We start from the raw sequence: 21,242 nt of genomic DNA on the forward strand, positions 1-21,242 counted from the left end.
CGTGGACATCGCCCACGCGCCCGACGCGAAATCAGCCCTTTCGCGGAAGCTGCGGCACCAGGCTGCGCTTGGCGCCATCCTTGCCCTTGGGGCTGGATTTCGGCTTCTGCGCGGTGGTTTTCTTTGCAGCAGCTTTCTTTGCCGCCGGCTTCTTGGCAACCGGCTTACCCGGGTTTTCCTTCCTGGGCTTGACCGGAACCTCGTCGGCGATGGTGTCGAGCTTGAGGCCGGTTTCGCCGTCCTCCCCGGTCTCGACCGTCACGCGCACCGTGCCGCCCTTTTTCAGCTTGCCGAACAGCACCTCCTCGGCCAGCGGCTTCTTGATGTATTCCTGGATCACGCGGCCAAGCGGACGCGCGCCCATGCGCTCGTCATAGCCCTTGTCGGCCAGCCAGGCGATGGCCTCGGGCGACAGGTCGAAGGTCACGCCACGCTCGGAAAGCTGGGCTTCGAGTTGCATGACGAACTTCTGCACGACCTGATGCACCACCGGCACCGGCAGCGAGCCGAACGGGATGATGGCATCGAGACGGTTGCGGAACTCCGGCGAGAACAGACGGTTGATCGCATCCATATCGTCGCCTTCGCGCTTCGACGAACCGAAACCGATGGCCGGCTTGGCAAGATCGGCCGCGCCCGCATTGGTGGTCATGATCAGGATGACATTTCGGAAATCGATCTGCTTGCCGTTGTGATCGGTGAGCTTGCCGTGGTCCATCACCTGCAACAGGATGTTGAACAGGTCCGGATGCGCCTTCTCGACCTCGTCCAGCAGCAGCACGCAGTGCGGATGCTGGTCGACGCCGTCGGTCAGCAGGCCGCCCTGATCGAAGCCGACATAGCCGGGAGGCGCGCCGATCAACCGCGAAACGGTGTGGCGCTCCATATATTCCGACATATCGAAGCGGATCAGTTCCACGCCGAGCGATGCGGCAAGCTGCCTTGCCACTTCGGTCTTGCCGACGCCGGTCGGACCCGAGAACAGGTAGGAACCGATCGGCTTTTCCGGTTCACGCAGGCCCGCGCGCGCCAGCTTGATGGCTGAGGCAAGCGCGGTGATGGCCGTATCCTGGCCATAGACCACGCGGCGCAGTTCGGTTTCGAGATTGGCCAACACCTGCTCGTCGTCGGCCGAAACCGTCTTGGGCGGGATGCGCGCCATGGTGGCGACGGTCGCCTCGATCTCGCGAATACCGATGGTCTTCTTGCGCTTGCCTTCGGGCAGCAGCATCTGGGATGCGCCCGTCTCGTCGATCACGTCGATCGCCTTGTCGGGCAGCTTGCGGTCGCTGATGTAGCGCGCAGACAGTTCCACGGCCGCCTTGATGGCGTCGTTGGTGTATTTCACCCGGTGGAACTGCTCGTAATATGGCCGCAGGCCCTTCATGATCTCGATGGCGTCGTCAACGGTCGGCTCGTTCACGTCGATCTTCTGGAAGCGCCGCACCAGCGCGCGGTCCTTCTCGAAGAACTGGCGGAACTCCTTGTAGGTGGTCGAGCCGATGCAGCGAATTGCGCCTGAAGACAATGCGGGCTTCAGGAGGTTCGATGCATCCATCGCCCCGCCAGAAGTCGCGCCAGCGCCGATCACCGTATGGATCTCGTCGATGAACAGCACCGCGCCCGGATATTCTTCCAGTTCCTTGACGACCTGCTTCAGCCGCTCCTCGAAGTCGCCGCGATAGCGCGTACCGGCCAGCAGCGTGCCCATGTCAAGCGCGAAGATGGTGGCGTCGGCCAGAACGTCCGGCACGTCACCCTCGACGATGCGCTTGGCCAGGCCCTCGGCGATCGCCGTCTTGCCGACGCCGGGATCGCCGACATAGAGCGGGTTGTTCTTGGAGCGGCGGCACAGCACCTGGATGGTGCGGTTGATTTCCGAAGCGCGCCCGATCAGTGGGTCGATCTTGCCGGCGCGCGCCTTCTTGTTGAGATCGATGCAGTAGGCGCTCAGCGCATCCTGCTGCTTCTTCTTGCCGCTATCCTCCGAGGCGTCACCCGCCGATCCCGACTGGTCGTCCTCGGCGCCGCGTGGCGTACGGGACTCGCTGGCTCCGGGTCGCTTGGCGATGCCGTGGCTGATGTAGTTGACCGCGTCGTAGCGGGTCATCTGCTGTTCCTGCAGGAAGTAGGCGGCATGGCTCTCGCGCTCGGCGAAGATCGCCACGAGCACATTGGCCCCCGACACCTCGTCACGGCCGGATGACTGCACATGGATGACGGCGCGCTGGATCACGCGCTGGAATCCGGCGGTCGGCTTGGAATCCTCGTCGTAACCAGTGACCAGATTGTCCAGTTCGGTATCGATATAGGTGAGTACGGTATGTTTGAGTTCGTCGAGATCGACATTGCAGGCGCGCATGACTGCGGCCGCCTCCGCATCGTCGATCAGGGCGAGCAGGAGGTGTTCGAGCGTCGCATATTCGTGATGACGCTCATTGGCGAATGTAAGCGCCTGATGAAGCGCTTTTTCGAGGCCCTGGGAGAAAGCCGGCATTCAAAACCTCATTTCTTCTCCATCACGCATTGCAGCGGATGTTGATTTTGACGGGCAAAATCCATGACCTGGGACACCTTCGTCTCGGCCACTTCAAATGTGTAGACACCACACTCGCCGACGCCATGATTGTGGACATGCAACATGATACGCGTGGCAGTTTCGCGATCCTTCTGGAAAAATCGTTCCAAAATATGGATCACGAACTCCATAGGCGTGTAATCGTCGTTGAGGATCAGAACCCGATACAGGCTTGGCTTCTTGGTTTTGGGCTTTGTACGGGTGATGACTGCGGTGCCCCTCCCCGGAGCGTTGCCGCCATCCTGGCCGTTTTGCATTCGCGCCATTCTCGTGTTCACGGCGCCCCTGACCTTCGCCACCAGTTTCATGCCTTTCTCGGGTTCCTCGCCCGAAGCTCCAATGTAGGTACTCATTTATGGATTTTAAGCTCTTCTTTCCTGCTGACAATATGGTTGCTCGACCGAACCGTGTCGAGATTTGTCATTCTTGATCAGCAAACATTTCGGAACAGAAAAAACCCGGCTGCGCATTCGGCAGCCGGGTCTTGCGGAACGCGACGCGTTCCGATCGGTAAAGCTCTGAAAGATCAGCGCGCCTTGGCGACCGCTGCCTCGAACGGCTTGTACGCTTCCTTCGCGAGGTCGGCGTAAAGTTCGCTCAGCCTGGTCGCTTCGGCAACGAAGCTCTCATAGGCCTGCCTGGCATAGTCGGTCTGGATTTCCACGGCCTCCTCCAGCGAGCCCGAAGAAAGAACCTTCTCGAAGGTGGTGGAACCGGCCTCGAGCGACTTCTTCGTATAATCGGTGGTTTCGACGGCGATGGCCTGGGCGCTCTTGGAGATGGCCGCGAAGCTCTTCAGGCCATTGTCCACGAATTCCTTGCCGAATTTGCTGACTTCATCAAACGACTGCATCATTGCGCATTCCCTTTCGACTTGTCGTTGGCGGTTGGCGCATTTTTGTGCGTTGCAGTCAATTTATTGTGCAATGCACAAAAGTCAATGACTTTCGCTGAAACCGAAGCGCGGGCCCAAAACTAAATTCATTCTAAATTCCGGCCGAAAAGATGAACGAAGCGGTTACCATAAACGGATTGGTAACGCAGTCGCCCTTAGGGTGCACCGGTGTGAGGCAGGGACCTTTGCCGCCTCGGTGCAACAAAAATCCAAAGGGTGTAACAGTGCGTCAAGCGTTTGCCGGCAATGGCCTGAAGCAGACTTCATTCGCAAAATCTGCAATCGCCGTCATTCTCGCCCTGGCCATGAGCATGGTTGCGGCTGGCCAGGCAGCGGCGGCACCTAAGCGGTCCAGCTCCAAATATGCGGCCATCGTGATCGATGCCAGCACCGGCAAGACGCTGTTTTCCGCCAATTCGGAATCGCGTCGCTTTCCGGCATCTCTGACCAAGATGATGACACTCTACCTCACCTTCGAGGCGCTCTCGCGCGGCAAGATCACCAAGGAAACGCGCGTACCCTTCTCCGCGCACGCCTCGGCACAGCCGCCGACGAAAATCGGCGTGAAGGCGGGCAATTCCATCACGGTGGAAACTGCGATCTACGCCCTTGTCACAAAGTCGGCCAATGATGCCGCCACCGCGCTGGGCGAACTGCTTGCGGGCTCCGAGGAGCAATTCGCGCGCATGATGACGGCCAAGGCACGGAGCCTCGGCATGTCGGGCACGGTGTTCCGTAACGCCAACGGCCTGCCCAACAGCGGACAGTTCACCACCGCACGCGACATGGCCACGCTTGGCCTGGCGCTGCGCGAACACTATCCGCAATATTACGGCTATTTCTCCACCCGTTCCTTCACCTATGGCCGCCAGCGCATGCCCAACCACAACAGGCTGCTCGGCCGCGTAAAAGGCATGGACGGCATCAAGACCGGCTATACGAACGCATCCGGATTCAATCTGGTTTCGTCGGTGATCGACGGCAACCGTCGTATCGTGGCCGTCGTCATGGGCGGCGCAAGCGCAGCCAGCCGCGACAACCACATGGTCGAGTTGATCAAGAAGTATCTTCCGAAGGCATCGACGCGTGGCAAGCAGGCCCCGCTGGTTGCAAGCGCCACCAGCTCGCCGATCGGCGCCATCGCCAAGGTGCTGCTGCCCAAGCACGACGCCCCGACCCCGGACGTGCGTCCTGATGCCGATGTTGTGGTGGCCACCGATGACACGGCAGCACCGGCAAGGACGCCGGAAGCCGCCCCCGCCCCGGTTCTGCAGGCTTATGCCGATCCCTCGCCCGCAGCCACCATCCCGGCACCGCGTCCGGAAGCCCCTGTCGTTGCCGCCGCCCAGCAGATCGATCCGGTCAGCACGTCTTCTGTCGCAAGTTCCGGCTGGGTCGTGCAGATCGCCTCTTCGCCAAGCCGTGGCGAGGCAGAGGCGTTCCTCGAGAAAGTCGGCAAGGAAGCTTCGGGAATTCTCGCCAGGGCCTCCGGCTTCACCCAGCCCTTCCAGAAGGGCGGCGTGACCTATCACCGCGCGCGCTTTGGCGGCTTCGAATCGAAGGTGGCCGCCTGGGATGCCTGCGCGGCACTGAAGAAGAAGAAAATCTCCTGCTATGCCGTCCAGAACTGAGGCGATCAGGCAGGACAACGCTCCGGTTTGTTGCGTGTCGAAGGAGACTAGTCGTGATTGGTGAGCAAAACGTCCTTGGCTTCGTTGATCCGCGCCGCCAGGAAAGACGTGCCTCCGAGATCGGGGTGCAGGCGCTGCATCAGGCGGCGGTGCGCCTTGCGGATATCCGCCGCGGTGGCCCCCGCTTCAAGACCAAGGATCTTGTAGGCCTCCTCCTTAGTCATGGCGCCAGAAGCTGGCGAAGCACGATGCCGCTCGCCACGATCCGCATCCGCGTTTTCGCGCCAGACGGGAAACCGGCCATCAAGATAAGCCTCTAGAAGCTGGCAGCTTTCGGGGTCGCCATAGAGATCATCGTGAAGCTCCAGAAGATCGGACAGCGACATCGTACCCAACGATCGCTGCTCATGCCTGCCGGCGAGCACCACTCCCTCCAGCTTGCCGGTATCGTGGTCGAGTTCCATTTCCAGCGCTGCCGTACGCACCGTTGATCGCTTACCGGGCCGAGGACGGGAATCCCGGCGCATCGAGGCCGCTGAATACCAGGCGACCGCCGCCGAAATCAGCATGCCGCCCAGCCCCATGCGGCCGGCAACCAGCAGCCCCGCCCCGACGATACCGACAATGATCGGTCCGGTGATGGTCGCTGCCCGCGCAAGGCTGGCCGCATCGCTGCGCACGAACACTGTCGTGACCAGAGCCACGACAGCCAGGATCAGCAGAATACCGAGCAGAACGGTCATCGCCTTCCGCCACCTCGCAAATGCTCAATCATCAGGCGATCTTCCGCACGGCCGCGCGCCTCGAGCGCCTTGATGCCGCCGGCGGCGAACACCGCGACGGCCGACAGAAGTTTCGCCAGCGTTGCAGCCGCATCGCGATCGAACCGAAACCACGCTCCTTTCGACAGTCGCGCCATTTCCTTGAAGGCAAGTTCGGCGTGAGAATCGGTGCCCTCCTGAAACGCAAAGACAGGAACGCCATGCAGGCCGAGATTTCCGGCTTTCACCGCCAGCGCATCGACATCCTCTTCCATGGCGTCGCCGATATAGACGAGAGCGGCGATTTTCCCGCGCGCGGTTTCCTTCAAGGCATGGGAAAGCACCTTGCCGATCTGGGTCTGACCGCCCTGACATCGAATTGAGGTCATCAGCCGCTTCAACGAACCCGTATCGCTGACGAATTTTGAGGCCCGGCATTCCTCGAGGCCCCGGAAATAGACAAGCTGCACGTCCAGCGTTCCCACATTTCCCACGGCATCGAACATTTCGGCCTGCAACGCGCAGGCCAGATCCCATGTCGGTTGCCTGCTCATCGTCGCATCGAGCGCCAGAATTAGCCTGCCCGAGCCCGATCTGATTTCGGCAAGCGCTTTCGCGTCACGCAGGAAGTTGCCGATTTCCTGCGTGCTGGAACGCGGCCCTGCGGGAACCGACGGTGATGACGTGACCGGAGCGGGCGCCTTCTTCTCGTTCATGCCAGGAAAGATGTAGCGCTCCGTGCCGCGTTGCAAGCCCGGGAACGCTCTGCCCCCGCCTCAAAGCAGGCCGAGGTCCGCAAGCTCCTGCCTGAGCTTGGCAGGCATTTCGGCAAGACCCGCGCGGCCGGCCCCGAGATCGGCCGGCGCGTCTTCCGCCTTCAGGTAACGCCAGCCCTGGAATGCGCGACGAGGCTGCCAGTCTGTGCGAATGACCTTCGGGTCCAGCACCAGCTTGCAGCGCGAAATCCCCTGTTCATCAACGAAAGGCCGGATTTCCAGAAGCTGTTGGCGGCATTGCACATTGCCCTTGATGACCCAATAGAGTGAGCCGCCGTCAAGAAGCTCGGCACCGCGCGTCGGGGTCATGCGCGTCGTATGATACTGCTCGACCGGTTCGCCAGCACGCCGACGCTCATCGAGGCGAAAGGAAATCCATTCCTCCAGGTCTTCGACGCTGTCGCAGCCGACGCATAGCTTGATCAGATTGAGGGCCATTGCCGTGGTTTACCCCCGGCGCTCGCCACCGGCAAGCCGGTTGTCCACAGGAGCGCGCAGCACGCCGGCTCAGCACTCCACGACATTGACGGCGAGGCCGCCAAGGCTGGTCTCCTTGTAGCGCTCGTTCATGTCCATCCCGGTCTGGCGCATGGTTTCGATGGCGGCATCGAGCGGCACGAAATGCTTGCCGTCCCCCTTGATCGCCAGCGAGGCGGCCGTCACCGCCTTGACCGCTCCCAGCGCATTGCGCTCAATGCAGGGCACCTGTACCAGCCCGCCGACCGGATCGCAGGTCATACCCAGATGATGTTCAAGGGCGATCTCGGCCGCGTTTTCCACCTGTTCCGGCGTACCGCCCATGACGGCACACAGCCCGGCCGCGGCCATTGCCGAGGCCGATCCCACCTCGCCCTGGCAGCCAACCTCGGCGCCGGAGATCGAGGCATTGGTCTTGATGATGCCTCCGACCGCCGCCGCCGTCAGCAGGAAGTCGCGAATGCTGCCCTGATCCGCTTCCGGGTGGAAATGCAGCCAGTAGCGCAGCACGGCCGGCACCACGCCAGCAGCGCCGTTGGTAGGCGCCGTGACCACGCGTCCGCCCGCGGCGTTCTCCTCATTGACGGCCATGGCGTAGATCGACAGCCAGTCATTGGCGAGCAGCGGATTGGGACGGTTCTGCCGCCATTCCTCCTGCAGCTTCTCATGAAGCTGGCGGGCGCGGCGGCGCACCTTGAGGCCGCCGGGCATGATGCCCTCTTGCGAAAGCCCCCGGTCGATACAGCCCTTCATCGTCTCCCAGATCCGGTCGAGGCCTGCGTCCAACTCGTCGCGCGAGACGTGCTTCTCTTCGTTGACGCGCTTCATCTCGGCAATGGAAAGGCCGCTTTCGGCCGCCATGGAAAGCATTTCAACGGCGTTGCGGAACGGGTAAGGCACGGGCGTTCCGGTGGCCGGTTCGCTACGGGTCTTGAGGCGCTGCAGCTCTTCCTCGGAAACGACAAAGCCGCCGCCGATCGAATAATAGATGCGCTTCAGAAGCAGATGGTCGTCGGCGTCATAGGCATAGAACGCCATGCCGTTGGCGTGGCCGAGCAGCGGCGTCTTCTTGTCGAGCACGAGATCGGCCGAAGGATCGAAGCGATAGGACGGGTGGCCGGGAGGCGCAACCCGCTTTTCCGCCGCGATCCGATCGATGATCGCGTCGGACTGGTCGGGATCGACCGTCGTGGGAATCAAACCTGCCAGCCCCAGAATCACTGCGCGATCAGTTCCGTGGCCGACGCCCGTATAGGCAAGCGAGCCGTGCAGGCTCACCGCGACGCGGTCCACCTTCGCATTGGCCGGGCGCGGCCAATCGCTGCCCAGAAGCTCATCCAGGAAGCGCGCCGCCGCAGTCATCGGCCCCATTGTGTGCGAACTCGACGGCCCGATGCCGATCTTGAAAAGGTCGAATACTGACAGGAACACGGACAGGCGATCTCCAGAGACAGAATGCGAGGCTGACCTCAATATATGAATGATTGTGCGCTTTTGTCATGTAAAGCTTCGCGCTTCCCGACTTCGGTTGCTTTGCCTACGACATGCGCGAACCGCATAAACAAAAGAGACGCGGGAAGACCCGCGCCTCTTTCGAATTCAGCCGTGAACCTTGCGGATCATCCTGCGGCGATGACAGCGACCTTGTCTGCACCGCTCACAAGCCAGGCCAGAAGAATGATTCCGGCAACGCCAATCACTGCCTTGGCCGTCAGGCCCCAGCAGGACTTCTGAACGTGTTCGTCCATGATGTGCTTTTCTAATCCTTACAACCTGCGCGGCGGCTTGCTGCCGTTCTTTCTCGTCCGCGAATGCGCTGGATACGCCTTTGGCAGATCTTTCGCAACGGCAAAAGAAGGCCAAAGCATGGCAGCACCTGCATGGCAGCTATGCAGGTATCTTGTCGATTTCAATCAAATCAAAGACTTATTGTTGAAAGCCGGTAAAGGAATTGGAAAGCTGTGTGTCGGGATTGTGCCCGGCAACAACGCCGCGCCGCCGCGCTTGCCGGAAGGATAAGAGCGCGTGATATGCTGCTTTTCATGCTCGATTCCCTGCGCCTGACAATCGCCGATCTATCCGCCCTGGGCTTCTTTCTGGTGGCCTGGATAGTGCACAGCATGGCTGTCAGAGGTCGCTGGATACGCCGGGTATCGCTGACCACCGCGATGAACGTACAGCGCGAGGCCTGGATGCGCACGATGGCGCAGCGGGATCTGCGCATGATCGACACCAGCATCATGGTCGGCCTGCAGCAAGGGACCGCGTTTTTCGCCTCCAGTTCGCTGATCGCGGTCGGCGGGTGCTTTGCCCTGCTGGGCGCATCCGATCACGTGCTGACCGTGCTGGGGGACCTGCCGCTGTCAGGCCCGCCATCGCGCCCGCTATTCGAGATCAAGGTGCTGGGCCTCATCACGATCCTCGTCTTCGCCTTCTTCAAATTCGGCTGGTCCTACCGGCTGTTCAACTATTGCTCGATCCTCATCGGCGCAGTTCCGATGTTGCGAGAGGGGCTCCATAGCCCCGAGATGGAGGCAGCGGTGCATCGGGCCACGCGCATGAACGTGCTGGCCGGAAGGCACTTCAATGCCGGCCTGCAGGCAATATTCTTCTCGCTTGGCTATCTCGGATGGTTCGTTAACCCGAGCGTATTCGTGGCCACCACCATCATCCTGCTTGCGGTGCTGGTGCGGCGGCAATTCTTCTCTGCCGCGCGCATGGCCGTTCTGGAAACCGCTCAGGCTGGTCCGGGGAACGGGGAAGCGATCTTGCCGGAAAGCCAGTAGGCCACAAGCCCTATCCACTCGCGAATGCCCATCGTGGCGTTGTTCAGCGAATCCGCCGGATTGTCGCGGAAAAACCCGAATCCCTCGCGACCGGAAGTCCTATAGTCCACCGGCCACGGCAGGACCGCAAAATCCGCCTTGCGAAACAGCGCCATGGAACGCGGCATGTGGAAGGCCGAGGTGACGAGCAGCCACGTCTCGCCGGATTCCGGCGAGATCATCCGCCTAGTGAAAAGGGCGTTTTCAAAGGTGTTGCGCGATTCCGTCTCCAACACCAACCGGCTCCGGTCCACGCCAAGGGCGATCAAAAGACGCTCGGCCGTCACGGCATCGCTTTCACCATCGAGGATGAGTGAGCCGACGCCCCCGGAGATGACGACTTTGGCGTCGGGAAAACGACGGGCGAGGATCGCGGTCTCCACGAAGCGATCGCCCGCCCGGTTCAACTCATAGCCGCCACGGGCAAGGTTGATGGCGCCTTCGAGGCCTCCGCCCAGCACGACAATCCCGTCTACCTTCGTCAGTGCCTCCGGGCGTTGAAAGCGCTCTTCGAGCGGGTTGAGCAGCAACGCGCCAAACGAGGTCCACGCCGCGATCCCAAGGATGAGTAAACTGCCGAGGCAGCCTGTCAGCGCCAGACGCCGCCACCCGGCGAACAATGCCGCCACGCCGACCAGAAGCAGGATGATCGACAGGTTCAGGGGCTGGATGAAGAACCAGAAGACCTTGGAGGCGACAAAAAACATCCGCTACGTCACCGGATGGCGCGGAAAGCCGTTTACCACCACTTTTCCGGCTGGAAGCGGCCGGCGGCCTGCTCGATGACATGGGCCGTCTGGAACAGCGTTTCCTCATCGAAGGGGCGGCCGATAAGCTGGAGCCCGAGCGGCAGGCCGTTGGCATCCAGCCCGGCCGGAACGGCGATGCCCGGCAAACCGGCCATGTTCACCGTCACCGTGAAGACGTCGTTGAGATACATCTTCACCGGGTCGTTCGCCATATCCTCATCGGCAACGCCGAAGGCTGCGGACGGGGTGGCCGGCGTCAGGATGACGTCGATGCCGGCGGCGAACACGTCCTCGAAATCCTTCTTGATCAGCGTGCGCACCTTCTGCGCCTGCAGATAATAGGCATCGTAGTATCCGGCCGACAGCACATAGGTGCCGATCATGATGCGGCGCTTGACCTCGCGGCCGAAGCCGGCGGCGCGGGTGTTCTCGTACATCTCGATGATGTCCTTGCCCGGCACCCGCAGGCCGTAGCGGACGCCATCGTAGCGCGCGAGGTTGGACGAGGCTTCCGCCGGCGCGACGATGTAGTAGGCCGGCAGGGCGTATTTCGTATGCGGCAGCGAAATGTCGACGATCTCGGCACCGGCTTCCTTCAGCCAGGCAATACCCTTCTGCCACAGCGCCTCGATGTCTGCCGGCATGCCTTCGACGCGGTATTCCTTCGGAATGCCAATCTTCATGCCTTTCACGGAGCGGCCGATGGCAGCCTCATAGTCCGGCACCGGCAGGTCGACGGAGGTGGTGTCCCTGGCGTCGACCGAAGCCATGGACTTCAACATGATTGCGGCATCGCGCACGTCGCGCGAGATCGGTCCGGCCTGGTCGAGCGAGGAGGCGAAGGCCACCGTGCCCCAGCGCGAGACACGGCCATAGGTCGGCTTGATGCCGACCGTTCCGGTGAAGGCGGCCGGCTGGCGGATCGAGCCGCCTGTATCGGTCGCGGTGGCGCCGGCGCATAGCCAGGCCGAAACCGCAGCCGCCGAACCGCCGGAGGAGCCGCCGGGCACGAGCTGCTTGTTGGAGCCGCCCGCGCGCCAGGGGTTGATCACCGCGCCGTAGTAAGACGTCTCGTTGGAGGAGCCCATGGCGAACTCATCCATGTTGAGCTTGCCCAGCATGACAGCTCCGTCGGCCCACAGATTGGCGGTGACGGTCGATTCATAGCACGGCTCGAAGCCATCCAGCACGTGGCTGCAAGCCTGCGTGTGGACGCCTTCGGTGGCGAACAGGTCCTTGATGCCGAGCGGAATGCCTTCCAGCGCACCGCCCTCGCCTTTCACGAGTTTTTCGTCCGAGACCTTCGCCATGTCACGCGCCTTGTCGTGCGTGACGGCGATATAGGCGTTGAGGGAGCCATTGGCCGCGTCGATCGCGCCGAGATAGGCGTCGGTGAGTTCCGTCGCCTTGATCTCCCTGGCGCGAAGCTTCGTGCGGGCCTCGGAAATGGTCAGTCTGGTCAGGTCGCTCATCGTCATTCAGCCTGCAAATTCTTCTCGTAAATACCGATCTTTCCGATTCCGGAGCCGGGCTTCATCGGGCGAAACCGGCCCGCTTGCGCGCACCGGCCGCGATCCTCATGGCCCGCGCTATTCCACAACCTTCGGAACGAGGAAGAAATTCTCTTCCGTCGCCGGGGCATTGGCGACGATATCGGCCGCCTTGCTGCCATCGGTGACCAGATCTTCGCGCTTCTTCATCGCCATTGGCGTCACCGAGGTCATCGGCTCGACGCCGGAAACATCGACTTCGTTCAATTGCTCGACGAAGCCCAGAATGGCATTCAGTTCACCCGTCATACGCTCCGCATCCTCGTCGGTGACGGCGATGCGGGCAAGATGCGCGACGCGCTTTACGGTGGCTCTATCTACGGACATCGAAAAACTCTCCGGAAAACCGGGCTGACAATCGTGCTCGGGCTATAGCGGCGCCCGGCGCCATGCGCAACATTGATGTCCGCACGGAACCGGAACTGCGGCTAAATCTCTTTCGTCTCACCCACGGCAGGCACCACGACATCGACGCCGGAGCCTTCCATGCCCGCGACAAATTTTTCCGGCGTCTGGTCGAGCAGCGGGAATGTCTTGTAGTGGCAGGGGATGACGGTCTCGAAGTTGAAGTAGCGCCGGCAGGCGAGTGCCGCCACCGCCCCGCCCATGGTGAAGCGGTCGCCAACCGGCACGATGCCAATCTGCGGCTGATGCAACTCGTTGATCAGGGCCATGTCGGAGAAGATGTCCGTGTCGCCCATGTGATAGAGTGTGCGATCTTCCGGGAAATGCAGCACCAGCCCGGCAGGATTGCCCAGATAGGTGTTGCTGCCGTCATCATTTCCGTAGGAAGAGGAATGCAGCGCATTGACGAAGGTGGTGGTGAAGCCGCCGCAATCGACCGTGCCGCCATGATTGCCCGGATTGATCTTGTCGCCGCCCACGCCCTGCCCCACGAGATACATGCAGATCTCGAAATTGGCGACGAGTTGCGCCCCGGTCTTGCGCAGGATCGCGACGGCATCGCCGATATGGTCGTTATGGCCGTGGGTCAGCAGCACGTGGGTGACACCCTCGGCGGGACCTTCCCAACCCTTGTCCCACAGCGGGTTCTGGATGAAGGGGTCGATGAGTATCTTCGCCTTGCCCGTCTCGATGCGGAATGCCGATTGCCCGTACCAGGTGATTTTCATCGCTGCCGATTCCTCGATTTTGTTTCATTCAAAGGATAGAAGGCAACCATGCCAAGTCAAAAGGAAAGCCGCGCACCCTTGAACATCGTCGCGATCGAAGATTTGCCGCCGCGGCTTTCCGGCGGCAAGACGTTGGCCGGGCTCGACCTCGGCGACAAGACCATCGGCGTCGCCGTTTCGGATCGCAGCCTGTCTTTTGCCCACCCGCGCCCGGTCATCATCCGGAAAAAATTCACGCTCGACGCGGCAAGCCTGCTCGATCTGCTCGGCCAGGAAAACACGGGCGCCGTGGTGATCGGCCTGCCGGTCAACATGGACGGCAGCGAAGGTCCGCGCGCGCAGGCGTCGCGCGCCTTCGTGCGCAACATCGCGAGACTGACCGACCTGCCCTTCGCCTTCTGGGACGAGCGGCTATCGACGGTGGCTGCCGAGCGCAACCTGATCGAAATGGACATGTCGCGGGCCAAGCGCAAGACGAAGATCGATTCGGCCGCGGCCGCCTTCATCCTTCAGGGCGTGCTCGACCGGCTTCACGCGCTTGGCGGAGACGCGGGCTCGGTATAGCGGCGCCTGCGTGCGCCGATCCATGCGCCGATCTGCCTGCGGCGACGGAAGGCGAAGATCCCCGCCAGAATGAGCGAATCGAAAACGCAAGCCTTGGCGATCAGCATCGGAATGGTCGCCGGATCGATGCCCAGCATTTCACCGTAGAGCTGGAAGACGAGGTCGTGCAGCCGCCGCGACAGCATCACATAACCGAAATTGATGTCGTAGAAGGACAGGCCGAACCAGCCCCAGAAGAGCGCGAGCGGCGTGGCCCAGAGCGTCAGCACATAGCGCATCAGCATCTCCTTCGGAGCGGCATTGCGGCGCGCCGAATCGGCATCTGGCGCGCAGGCGGCGCACCTTCATCGCAAGTCCCCATCGTGTCGAAACGCTTCAGCATGGTTCTTCCGGCCGTTCGGTTCCGACACTGAGCCTTGCCGGCCCGAGCCGCAACGGAAACCATTTGTTAAGGTTAACAACGAAACCAGGCGCACTGTCTTTGAAAACAAATAGGCTCTATAGGCGGAATTCCACGTCCGGGATTTCCAGCGCTCACCGCCCATGCTCGCAGCCTTCGAAAGCATCCTGCCTATCTTCCTCCTGATCCTGAGCGGCAATCTGCTACGCAGGCTGCCGCTGATCGACCGGGGCGCGTGGCTGGGACTGGAGCAGATCGGCTATTGGTTCCTCTACCCGGCGCTTCTGTTCGTCACCATCTACAATGCCGACTTCACCGGGTTGGAACTCGACGCCATGATGCTGGCGCTGGCCGTCGCGCTGATCGCGATGGTGGCGATCACCTGCGGGACGTGGCCGCTGCTGAACCGAGCGGGGCTGGCGCGGCGAAGCGAATTCTCCTCGATCTTTCAAACCGCGGTGCGCTGGAACAGTTTTATGGCGCTGGCAATCGCGCAAAAGATATTCCCGCCGGCCGGAATGGCTGTCGTGGCGCTGGTGATGGCAGTCATCATCATACCGATCAATCTGGTTACCGTGGTTCTTGTGACCCGCTTTGCCGACCGCAGCACCAACTGGCGCAGGATTGGCCGCGATCTGGCGATCAATCCGATGATTCTTGGCTCGCTGGCAGCGATCCTGTTCCGCTGCCTGCCGTTCCAGCTCTACGGGCCGCTCAACCAGACGCTCGGACTGGTCGGCAACGCCGCGCTCGGCATGGGTCTGCTGGCCATCGGCGCGGGCTTGCGCGTCGGCGACCTTTGGCAGCCGCGTTTCGCGCTCGTCCTGCCTGTCATCCTCAAGCTGGTGCTGTTTCCGACGCTGCTCATCGGTGCGGCTATCGCCTTCGGCGTCACCGGCATCGAGCTTTCCTATCTGGCGCTGTGCGCAGCCGTGCCCACCGCCATGAACGGCTATCTGCTTGCACGCCAGCTCGGCGGCGATGCCGAACTCTACGCCGCCGTCACCACTGTCCAGACAGCCGTGTCGTTCCTGACCATACCTGCCGTTCTGTCGGTCGTGGCTCAGATCGTCGGGTAGAGCGTGTCGATGATCATGCGGGCATCATGGCGTGCATCGAGCATGCCATAGGTGCCGCGCCACTGACCTGCCAGCCGCGTCTCGATGAAGGCATCGGCTATGCGCCCTGCCCCCATGCGCTTCAGTTCTGCGGCAGCGGCCGAAAGCGCCAGTTGCTCGGTGAGTATGCGCGCGGAGCCCTCATCGGAAGATGCGACCTGCAAGGCGGCACGCAGTACGCTCGTCGTGCCGGGGCCACCCGCCCCGAGATCCTGCTCTAGGCCGGCAAGGACTTCGTCGAACAGGCCGGGTGCGCGGCCGAGAACGCGCAGCACGTCGAGCGCCATGACATTGCCCGAACCTTCCCAGATCGCATTGACGGGAGCCTCGCGGTAGTACCGCGCCAGCGCCGTTTCCTCGACATAGCCATTGCCGCCAAGGCACTCCATGGCCTCGTAAAGCAGTGCGGGCGCGATCTTGCTGACCCAGTATTTGACCACCGGCGTCATGACGCGGGCAAACGCCGCCTCTCCGCGACTGGTGGCAGCCTCGTCGAAGGAACGCGCCAGCCGGAACGACAGCGCGGTGGCCCCTGCGACATCCAGCGCCATATCGGCCAGAACCCGCTGCATCAGCGGCTGGTCCACGAGATAGCCACCGAACACCTGCCGATAGCGCGTGTGGTTGACTGCTTCGGCCAGCCCGGCGCGCATGATGCCCGAAGAGGCGATGGCGCAGTCGAGTCGCGTCAGCGTCACCATATCCATGATGGTCTTGACGCCCTGCCCCGGCTCCCCGACCATCTCGCCGATGGAGCTGACGAATTCCACCTCGGATGAGGCATTGGAGCGGTTGCCGAGCTTGTCCTTGAGGCGCTGGAAACGGAAGCCGTTACCAGTGCCGTCGCCGAGGATGCGCGGCACCAGAAAACACGAGAGCCCTTCACGCGCCTGCGCCAGCACCAGGAAGGCATCCGACATCGGCGCCGACATGAACCATTTGTGCCCGGTGAGGCGATAGAAGCCGCCGCCGGCGCGCTCGGCGCGCGTGGTGTTGGCGCGCACATCGGTGCCGCCCTGCTTTTCCGTCATGCCCATGCCGAGCGTCAGGCCGGTCTTTTCCACCGGCGGCTTCTGGCTCTGGTCGTATTTGCGCGCGGTGACGCGCGGCGCCCATTCGCGAAACAGCTTTGGGCTCGCCATCAGCGCCGCCAGCGAGGCGCTGGTCATGGTGATGGGGCACAGATGACCGGTTTCCAGTTGCGCGGTCAGATAAAAGCGGGCGGCACGCGCCTGATGGCGGCGTCCGCTCTCCTGCGCGCCATTCTCCCAGATCGAGGAATGCAGGCCACTGGCGATCGAGCGGCGCAACAGCGCATGATAGGCCGGATGATACTCGATGAGATCGAGCCGCCTGCCCTGCCGGTCGTGCGTGCGTAGTTTCGGCGTTTCGGTATTGGCCAGGCGGGCCAGATCCTGCGCCTCGGCACTGAGCACGAATCGGCCGATGCCATCCAGGTCCTTGCGCACCGGATCGGAAAAATCCTCGGCAAGCTGCACCAGCAGGGGGTCGCCCCGCCAGGCATTGCCGCCGGTCAAAGGCGGAGATTGGTTCGTTACCTCGTCGCTCACGCGAAATCCCTGGATTTTTCTTCGGCGCTTGATGCGAATCCGAAGGCGGCCAAACGCTTTATACTCCCGGCGATCCTTACCACACGATGAAAATCCCCCGAAATAAGCGGGCCGGCCGCTTCCGGCGCTTGCGGCCATCCGGCTGCGGGCCTATAGGACGGCTTTAAGATGACCGATGTTTCAGCCCTGCCGCTTTACCCCCACCGCCACTTGCTTGGCATACGCGACCTTTCCCCCATCGACGTAGAATTGCTTCTCGACCGCGCCGATGCCGCAGTGGCGGTTTCGCGCCAGAGCGAGAAGAAAAAGACGACATTGCGGGGACGGACACAGATCAACCTCTTCTACGAGGCCTCCACCCGCACGCAGTCTTCGTTCGAGCTTGCCGGCAAGCGGCTGGGAGCGGACGTCATGAACATGTCGGTCGCGAGCTCATCGGTGAAGAAGGGCGAAACGCTCATCGACACGGCGATGACGCTGAACGCCATGCATCCCGACATCCTCATCATCCGTCACGCCTCGGCGGGTGCGGCAGCCCTTCTGGCGCAGAAAGTCGGATGCTCCGTGGTCAATGCCGGCGATGGCGCGCATGAACATCCCACGCAGGCGCTGCTCGATGCGCTGACCATTCGACGCGAGAAAGGCAGGCTCGCCGGGCTGACCGTGGCGATCTGCGGCGACATCCTGCATTCCCGTGTTGCGCGCTCCAACATCCTGCTGCTCAACGCCATGGGCGCGCGGGTGCGTGCGGTAGCGCCTTCGACGCTGCTGCCGTCGGGCATCGCGCAGATGGGCGTGGAAGTCTTCCCGACCATGGCGGAAGGTCTGAAGGACGCCGACGTGGTGATGATGCTGCGCCTCCAGCGCGAACGCATGGAAGGCTCCTTCGTGCCCTCGATACGCGAGTATTTCCGCTATTTCGGCCTCGATGCCGAAAAGCTGAAGGCGGCGAAGCCCAACGCGCTGGTGATGCATCCCGGCCCGATGAATCGGGGCGTCGAGATCGCCTCAGAGATCGCGGATGGCCCGCAAAGCGTCATCCAGGAGCAGGTGGAGATGGGGGTGGCCGTGCGCATGGCCGTGATGGAGGCGCTGCTCGATCCGCGCCGTAACCAGGACGGAGGCCGGGCATGAGCGTCACCATCTTCCAGCAGGCCCGCATCGTCGATCCGTCGCGCGGCCTCGATGAGATCGGCAGCGTCATCGTCGACGGCAAAACCATTGTTGCGGCCGGTGCCGACGTACTCAACCAGGGCGCGCCGGAGGGTGCCGGGATTATCGACTGCGCCGGCAAGACCATCATTCCGGGACTGGTGGACAGCCGCGTCTTCATCGGCGAGCCGGGCGCCGAGCACCGCGAAACCATCGCATCCGCAAGCCAGGCGGCCGCCGCTGGCGGCGTCACGTCCATCGTCATGATGCCAGACACCAACCCGGTAATCGACGATGTCGCGCTGGTGGAATTCGTGCTGCGCACGGCGCGCGATACCGCAATCGTCAACGTATTCCCGGCCGCCGCCGTCACCAAGGGCCTGGAAGGCCGCGAGATGACCGAATTCGGCCTGCTGCGCGAGGCAGGCGCGGTCGCCTTCACCGATGGCCGCCACACCATCGCGAACGCGCTCACCATGCGCCGGGCGCTGACCTACGCGCGCGATTTCGGCGCCGTGGTCGCGCAGGAAACGCAAGACCCGCACCTGGCCGGATCGGGCGTGATGAACGAGGGACTTTATGCGAGCTGGCTCGGCCTTTCGGGCATCCCGCGCGAGGCCGAGGCGATCCCACTGGAACGCGACCTCATGCTGGCGCGGCTGACGCGCGGCCGCTACCACGCCGCCAAGATTTCCACCGGGCTATCGGCCGCCGCAGTCGCCCGCGCCAAGGCGGAAAATGCCAATGTCACGGCGGGCGTGTCGATCAACCACCTGTCGCTCAACGAAAACGACGTCGGCGAATACCGCACCTTCTTCAAGCTGTCGCCGCCGCTCCGCACCGAGGACGATCGTCAGGCGATGATTGCGGCGCTGCGCGACGGCACCATCGACATCGTCGTCTCCTCGCATGACCCGCAGGACGTCGACACCAAGCGCCTGCCCTTCTCCGACGCCGCCGATGGAGCTATCGGACTGGAGACATTGCTGGCTGTCGCGCTGCGGCTGCACCACAATGGCGAAATCCCGCTTCTGCGCCTGATCGAAGTGCTTTCGACCGCGCCGGCAAGACTGTTCGGTCTGCCCGGCGGCACTTTGAAGCCGGGTGCGAACGCCGACCTTGCCGTGGTCGATCTCGGCGAGCCCTGGATCGTTCAGGAGCAAACCATACGATCGCGTTCGAAAAACACCTGTTTCGAAGGCGCGCGCCTGCAAGGCAGGGTCTTGCAAACGATGGTTGCGGGCCGCACAGTGTTCGCGGCGTAGGCGGGGATCGGCAAACGGCCCCAGGGGGAACTGGATGACTTCGATGGCGTGGCAGCTTCCGCTGCCTATCCTCTTTGCGGCTTTGATTTTCGGCTATCTGCTCGGCTCCATCCCGTTCGGCTTGCTGATCACGCGCGCGGCCGGGCTGGGCGACGTGCGCAGTATCGGCTCGGGCAATATCGGCGCGACCAATGTGCTGCGTACCGGCAATAGGAAACTCGCGGCTCTCACCCTCCTGCTCGATGCCCTGAAGGGCACGGCCGCCGTGCTGCTGGCACGCCTCTATGCACCGGAAACCGCGCTGCTGGCCGGCTTCGGCGCGTTCCTCGGGCATCTTTTCCCGATCTGGCTCGGCTTCAAGGGAGGCAAGGGCGTGGCCACCTACCTTGGCGTGCTGATCGGCCTTGCCTGGCAGGGCGCGTTGGTGTTCGCCGTCGTCTGGCTGCTGATCGCCTATCTCACGCGCTATTCGTCACTGGCCGCACTGATTGCGGCGATTGGCGTGCCTGTCGCGCTTTACGTCCTCGGCCTTCGCGACATCGCCATCCTGTTTGCGATCATGAGCGTGATCGTCTTCATCAAGCATCACGCAAATATCTCCCGGCTGCTGGCCGGAACCGAATCGCGCATCGGAGCCAAGGGATGAACCTGACCGCCGGTCCCCGCCTCAGTGACCGGCAGCGTTTGAACTGGCTGCGGCTCATCCGCACCCCGAATGTCGGGCCTGCCAGTTTCCGCGATCTCGTCAATCGCTTCGGCTCTGCCGAAACCGCCATCGAGATGCTGCCGGAACTGATGATCTCCGGAGGCGCCAGACGCATTGCGCGGATTCCTTCCATGGCCGAAGCGAAAGCCGAAATGGAGGAAGCGCGCAGGCACGGTGCGCGTTTCGTCTGTATCGGCGAGCCGGATTACCCGCCGCTGTTGCGGCGCATGGACAATCCGCCGCCGCTGCTTGCAATGAAGGGGACCGGCGACGTGTTCGCCCTGCCCGCTGTGGCAATCGTCGGCGCCCGAAACGCGTCTCTCGCCGGCATCAAGATGGCGCGCATGCTTGCCGCTGAACTGGGCCGCGACGGTCATTGCGTTGTTTCGGGCCTCGCTCGCGGCATCGACACAGCCGCCCATCAGGGTAGCTTCGCCACGGGCACCGTCGGCGTGTTGGCCAGCGGTCTCGACCGGCCTTATCCGCCCGAGAATATCGGCTTGATTGACGAAATCACCGCGAATGGCGGCGCGATCGTCTCGGAAATGCCGTTCGGCTGGGAACCACGCGCCCAGGACTTTCCCCGTCGCAACCGCATCGTCGCGGGAATGACCCTCGGCCTGGTTGTGGTGGAAGCCGCCAAACGCTCTGGCTCGCTCATCAGCGCCCGTCTGGCCGGCGAGATGGGCAGGCTGGTGTTCGCCGTTCCGGGTTCTCCGCTCGACCCACGTGCGGCCGGCGCCAATGGGCTGCTGAAGGACGGGGCGATCCTCGTCACCGAAGCCGGCGACATCAGTGCCGCGCTTGCGCCGCTCACCGGCATGCCGCTTCCCCTTCCACCGGCATTTCAGGAACCACCGGATTTTTCGACCACGGCCCCACCCGGAGACGACGACCGGTATCTGGTGCTGGAAGCGCTCGGACCGGTTCCCGTCGGGATCGACGACATCATTCGCCACACCGGGCTTCATCCGGCTCAGGTTTTCATGATTCTGCTGGAACTCGATCTTGCCGGCCGGCTGGAGCGTCATTCAGGAGGCGCGGTGTCGCTTGTTCTCCTGGACACGTGACGGTCGCTCGCCGCGAATGAT

Annotated in this window: 23 protein-coding genes; 9 read left to right on the forward strand and 14 right to left on the reverse strand. The window is 62.7% G+C overall.

Annotation, left to right across the window (positions count from 1 at the left end; all coding sequences use genetic code 11):
* Nucleotides 1-31: 31 nt before the first annotated feature.
* The 3 genes from clpA to C7441_RS03695 form a co-directional block, all read right to left on the reverse strand.
* Nucleotides 32-2,497 carry an ATP-dependent Clp protease ATP-binding subunit ClpA gene (clpA, locus tag C7441_RS03685; RefSeq protein ID WP_109611751.1) on the reverse strand — a complete coding sequence of 822 codons (2,466 nt, stop codon included), beginning with the start codon at nucleotides 2,495-2,497 and terminating at the stop codon, nucleotides 32-34.
* Nucleotides 2,498-2,505: 8 nt separating this feature from the next.
* Nucleotides 2,506-2,835: an ATP-dependent Clp protease adapter ClpS gene (gene clpS, locus C7441_RS03690; protein WP_109611913.1), complete on the reverse strand. Its 330-nt coding sequence runs from the start codon at nucleotides 2,833-2,835 to the stop codon at nucleotides 2,506-2,508.
* Between the two features lie 269 nt (nucleotides 2,836-3,104).
* On the reverse strand, nucleotides 3,105-3,434 hold the full coding sequence (locus tag C7441_RS03695; RefSeq protein ID WP_109611752.1) for a phasin family protein: 330 nt from the start codon (nucleotides 3,432-3,434) through the stop codon (nucleotides 3,105-3,107).
* 263 nt (nucleotides 3,435-3,697) lie between these two features.
* On the opposite strand from C7441_RS03695, the gene C7441_RS03700 reads away from it, so the two are divergent.
* On the forward strand, nucleotides 3,698-5,104 hold the full coding sequence (locus C7441_RS03700; RefSeq protein ID WP_425326554.1) for a D-alanyl-D-alanine carboxypeptidase: 1,407 nt from the start codon (nucleotides 3,698-3,700) through the stop codon (nucleotides 5,102-5,104).
* A gap of 47 nt (nucleotides 5,105-5,151) precedes the next feature.
* Here the strand turns inward: C7441_RS03700 and C7441_RS03705 are convergent, their stop codons facing one another.
* The 5 genes from C7441_RS03705 to C7441_RS24475 form a co-directional block, all read right to left on the reverse strand.
* Nucleotides 5,152-5,847: a DnaJ domain-containing protein gene (locus tag C7441_RS03705; protein WP_019173419.1), complete on the reverse strand. Its 696-nt coding sequence runs from the start codon at nucleotides 5,845-5,847 to the stop codon at nucleotides 5,152-5,154.
* Nucleotides 5,844-6,581 carry a hypothetical protein gene (locus C7441_RS03710; protein WP_109611915.1) on the reverse strand — a complete coding sequence of 246 codons (738 nt, stop codon included), beginning with the start codon at nucleotides 6,579-6,581 and terminating at the stop codon, nucleotides 5,844-5,846. The genes C7441_RS03705 and C7441_RS03710 overlap by 4 nt, the downstream gene beginning before the upstream one ends.
* A 60-nt stretch (nucleotides 6,582-6,641) precedes the next feature.
* Nucleotides 6,642-7,079, reverse strand: a complete 438-nt coding sequence (locus tag C7441_RS03715) for a DUF1489 family protein (RefSeq protein ID WP_109611753.1) — start codon at nucleotides 7,077-7,079, stop codon at nucleotides 6,642-6,644.
* A gap of 69 nt (nucleotides 7,080-7,148) precedes the next feature.
* Nucleotides 7,149-8,549 (reverse strand): L-serine ammonia-lyase, encoded by a 1,401-nt coding sequence (locus C7441_RS03720; RefSeq protein ID WP_109611754.1) that lies wholly within the window; start codon nucleotides 8,547-8,549, stop codon nucleotides 7,149-7,151.
* Between the two features lie 188 nt (nucleotides 8,550-8,737).
* A complete protein-coding gene (locus tag C7441_RS24475; RefSeq protein ID WP_019173415.1) occupies nucleotides 8,738-8,866 on the reverse strand; it encodes a hypothetical protein in 129 nt (42 codons plus the stop codon).
* On the opposite strand from C7441_RS24475, the gene C7441_RS23710 reads away from it, so the two are divergent.
* On the forward strand, nucleotides 8,865-9,137 hold the full coding sequence (locus C7441_RS23710; RefSeq protein ID WP_146201427.1) for a hypothetical protein: 273 nt from the start codon (nucleotides 8,865-8,867) through the stop codon (nucleotides 9,135-9,137). The genes C7441_RS24475 and C7441_RS23710 overlap by 2 nt on opposite strands.
* Nucleotides 9,138-9,160: 23 nt before the next feature.
* Nucleotides 9,161-9,904 carry a DUF599 domain-containing protein gene (locus C7441_RS03725; RefSeq protein ID WP_109611916.1) on the forward strand — a complete coding sequence of 248 codons (744 nt, stop codon included), beginning with the start codon at nucleotides 9,161-9,163 and terminating at the stop codon, nucleotides 9,902-9,904.
* Here C7441_RS03725 and C7441_RS03730 read toward each other — a convergent pair.
* From C7441_RS03730 to C7441_RS03745, 4 genes are all read right to left on the reverse strand, one after another.
* Nucleotides 9,856-10,650, reverse strand: a complete 795-nt coding sequence (locus C7441_RS03730) for a YdcF family protein (RefSeq protein ID WP_109611755.1) — start codon at nucleotides 10,648-10,650, stop codon at nucleotides 9,856-9,858. The genes C7441_RS03725 and C7441_RS03730 overlap by 49 nt on opposite strands.
* A 32-nt stretch (nucleotides 10,651-10,682) precedes the next feature.
* Nucleotides 10,683-12,164 (reverse strand): Asp-tRNA(Asn)/Glu-tRNA(Gln) amidotransferase subunit GatA, encoded by a 1,482-nt coding sequence (gene gatA / locus C7441_RS03735; RefSeq protein ID WP_109611756.1) that lies wholly within the window; start codon nucleotides 12,162-12,164, stop codon nucleotides 10,683-10,685.
* A 117-nt stretch (nucleotides 12,165-12,281) separates the two neighbouring features.
* Entirely contained in the window at nucleotides 12,282-12,569 is a 288-nt protein-coding gene (gatC, locus tag C7441_RS03740; protein WP_019173411.1) for an Asp-tRNA(Asn)/Glu-tRNA(Gln) amidotransferase subunit GatC, read from the reverse strand.
* 101 nt (nucleotides 12,570-12,670) lie between these two features.
* On the reverse strand, nucleotides 12,671-13,375 hold the full coding sequence (locus tag C7441_RS03745) for a metal-dependent hydrolase (RefSeq protein ID WP_109611757.1): 705 nt from the start codon (nucleotides 13,373-13,375) through the stop codon (nucleotides 12,671-12,673).
* Between the two features lie 78 nt (nucleotides 13,376-13,453).
* Here C7441_RS03745 and ruvX point away from each other — a divergent pair, with 78 nt between their 5' ends.
* Nucleotides 13,454-13,939, forward strand: a complete 486-nt coding sequence (ruvX, locus tag C7441_RS03750; protein ID WP_019173410.1) for a Holliday junction resolvase RuvX — start codon at nucleotides 13,454-13,456, stop codon at nucleotides 13,937-13,939.
* Here the strand turns inward: ruvX and C7441_RS03755 are convergent.
* Complete coding sequence (locus C7441_RS03755; protein ID WP_109611917.1) at nucleotides 13,906-14,217, reverse strand: DUF6105 family protein; 312 nt, start codon at nucleotides 14,215-14,217, stop codon at nucleotides 13,906-13,908. The genes ruvX and C7441_RS03755 overlap by 34 nt on opposite strands.
* A 265-nt stretch (nucleotides 14,218-14,482) precedes the next feature.
* On the opposite strand from C7441_RS03755, the gene C7441_RS03760 reads away from it, so the two are divergent.
* On the forward strand, nucleotides 14,483-15,418 hold the full coding sequence (locus tag C7441_RS03760; RefSeq protein ID WP_109611758.1) for an AEC family transporter: 936 nt from the start codon (nucleotides 14,483-14,485) through the stop codon (nucleotides 15,416-15,418).
* Here the strand turns inward: C7441_RS03760 and C7441_RS03765 are convergent.
* A complete protein-coding gene (locus tag C7441_RS03765) occupies nucleotides 15,403-17,028 on the reverse strand; it encodes an acyl-CoA dehydrogenase family protein (protein ID WP_109611759.1) in 1,626 nt (541 codons plus the stop codon). The two genes, C7441_RS03760 and C7441_RS03765, sit on opposite strands and share 16 nt — an antisense overlap.
* Before the next feature lie 168 nt (nucleotides 17,029-17,196).
* Here C7441_RS03765 and C7441_RS03770 point away from each other — a divergent pair, with 168 nt between their 5' ends.
* Genes C7441_RS03770 through dprA form a run of 4 tightly spaced genes read left to right on the forward strand, consistent with a single transcriptional unit; the run spans nucleotide 17,197 to nucleotide 21,221 of the window.
* Entirely contained in the window at nucleotides 17,197-18,162 is a 966-nt protein-coding gene (locus tag C7441_RS03770; protein ID WP_109611760.1) for an aspartate carbamoyltransferase catalytic subunit, read from the forward strand.
* Entirely contained in the window at nucleotides 18,159-19,445 is a 1,287-nt protein-coding gene (locus tag C7441_RS03775) for a dihydroorotase (RefSeq protein WP_109611761.1), read from the forward strand. The genes C7441_RS03770 and C7441_RS03775 overlap by 4 nt, the downstream gene beginning before the upstream one ends.
* A 34-nt stretch (nucleotides 19,446-19,479) precedes the next feature.
* Nucleotides 19,480-20,091: a glycerol-3-phosphate 1-O-acyltransferase PlsY gene (gene plsY, locus C7441_RS03780; RefSeq protein ID WP_170125002.1), complete on the forward strand. Its 612-nt coding sequence runs from the start codon at nucleotides 19,480-19,482 to the stop codon at nucleotides 20,089-20,091.
* Nucleotides 20,088-21,221, forward strand: coding sequence for a DNA-processing protein DprA (gene dprA / locus C7441_RS03785; protein WP_109611763.1), 1,134 nt, complete (start codon nucleotides 20,088-20,090; stop codon nucleotides 21,219-21,221). The genes plsY and dprA overlap by 4 nt, the downstream gene beginning before the upstream one ends.
* Nucleotides 21,222-21,242: the final 21 nt, after the last annotated feature.

Source organism: Pseudaminobacter salicylatoxidans, assembly GCF_003148475.1.
In the GTDB taxonomy this organism is placed as follows: Bacteria; Pseudomonadota; Alphaproteobacteria; order Rhizobiales; family Rhizobiaceae; genus Pseudaminobacter; species Pseudaminobacter salicylatoxidans.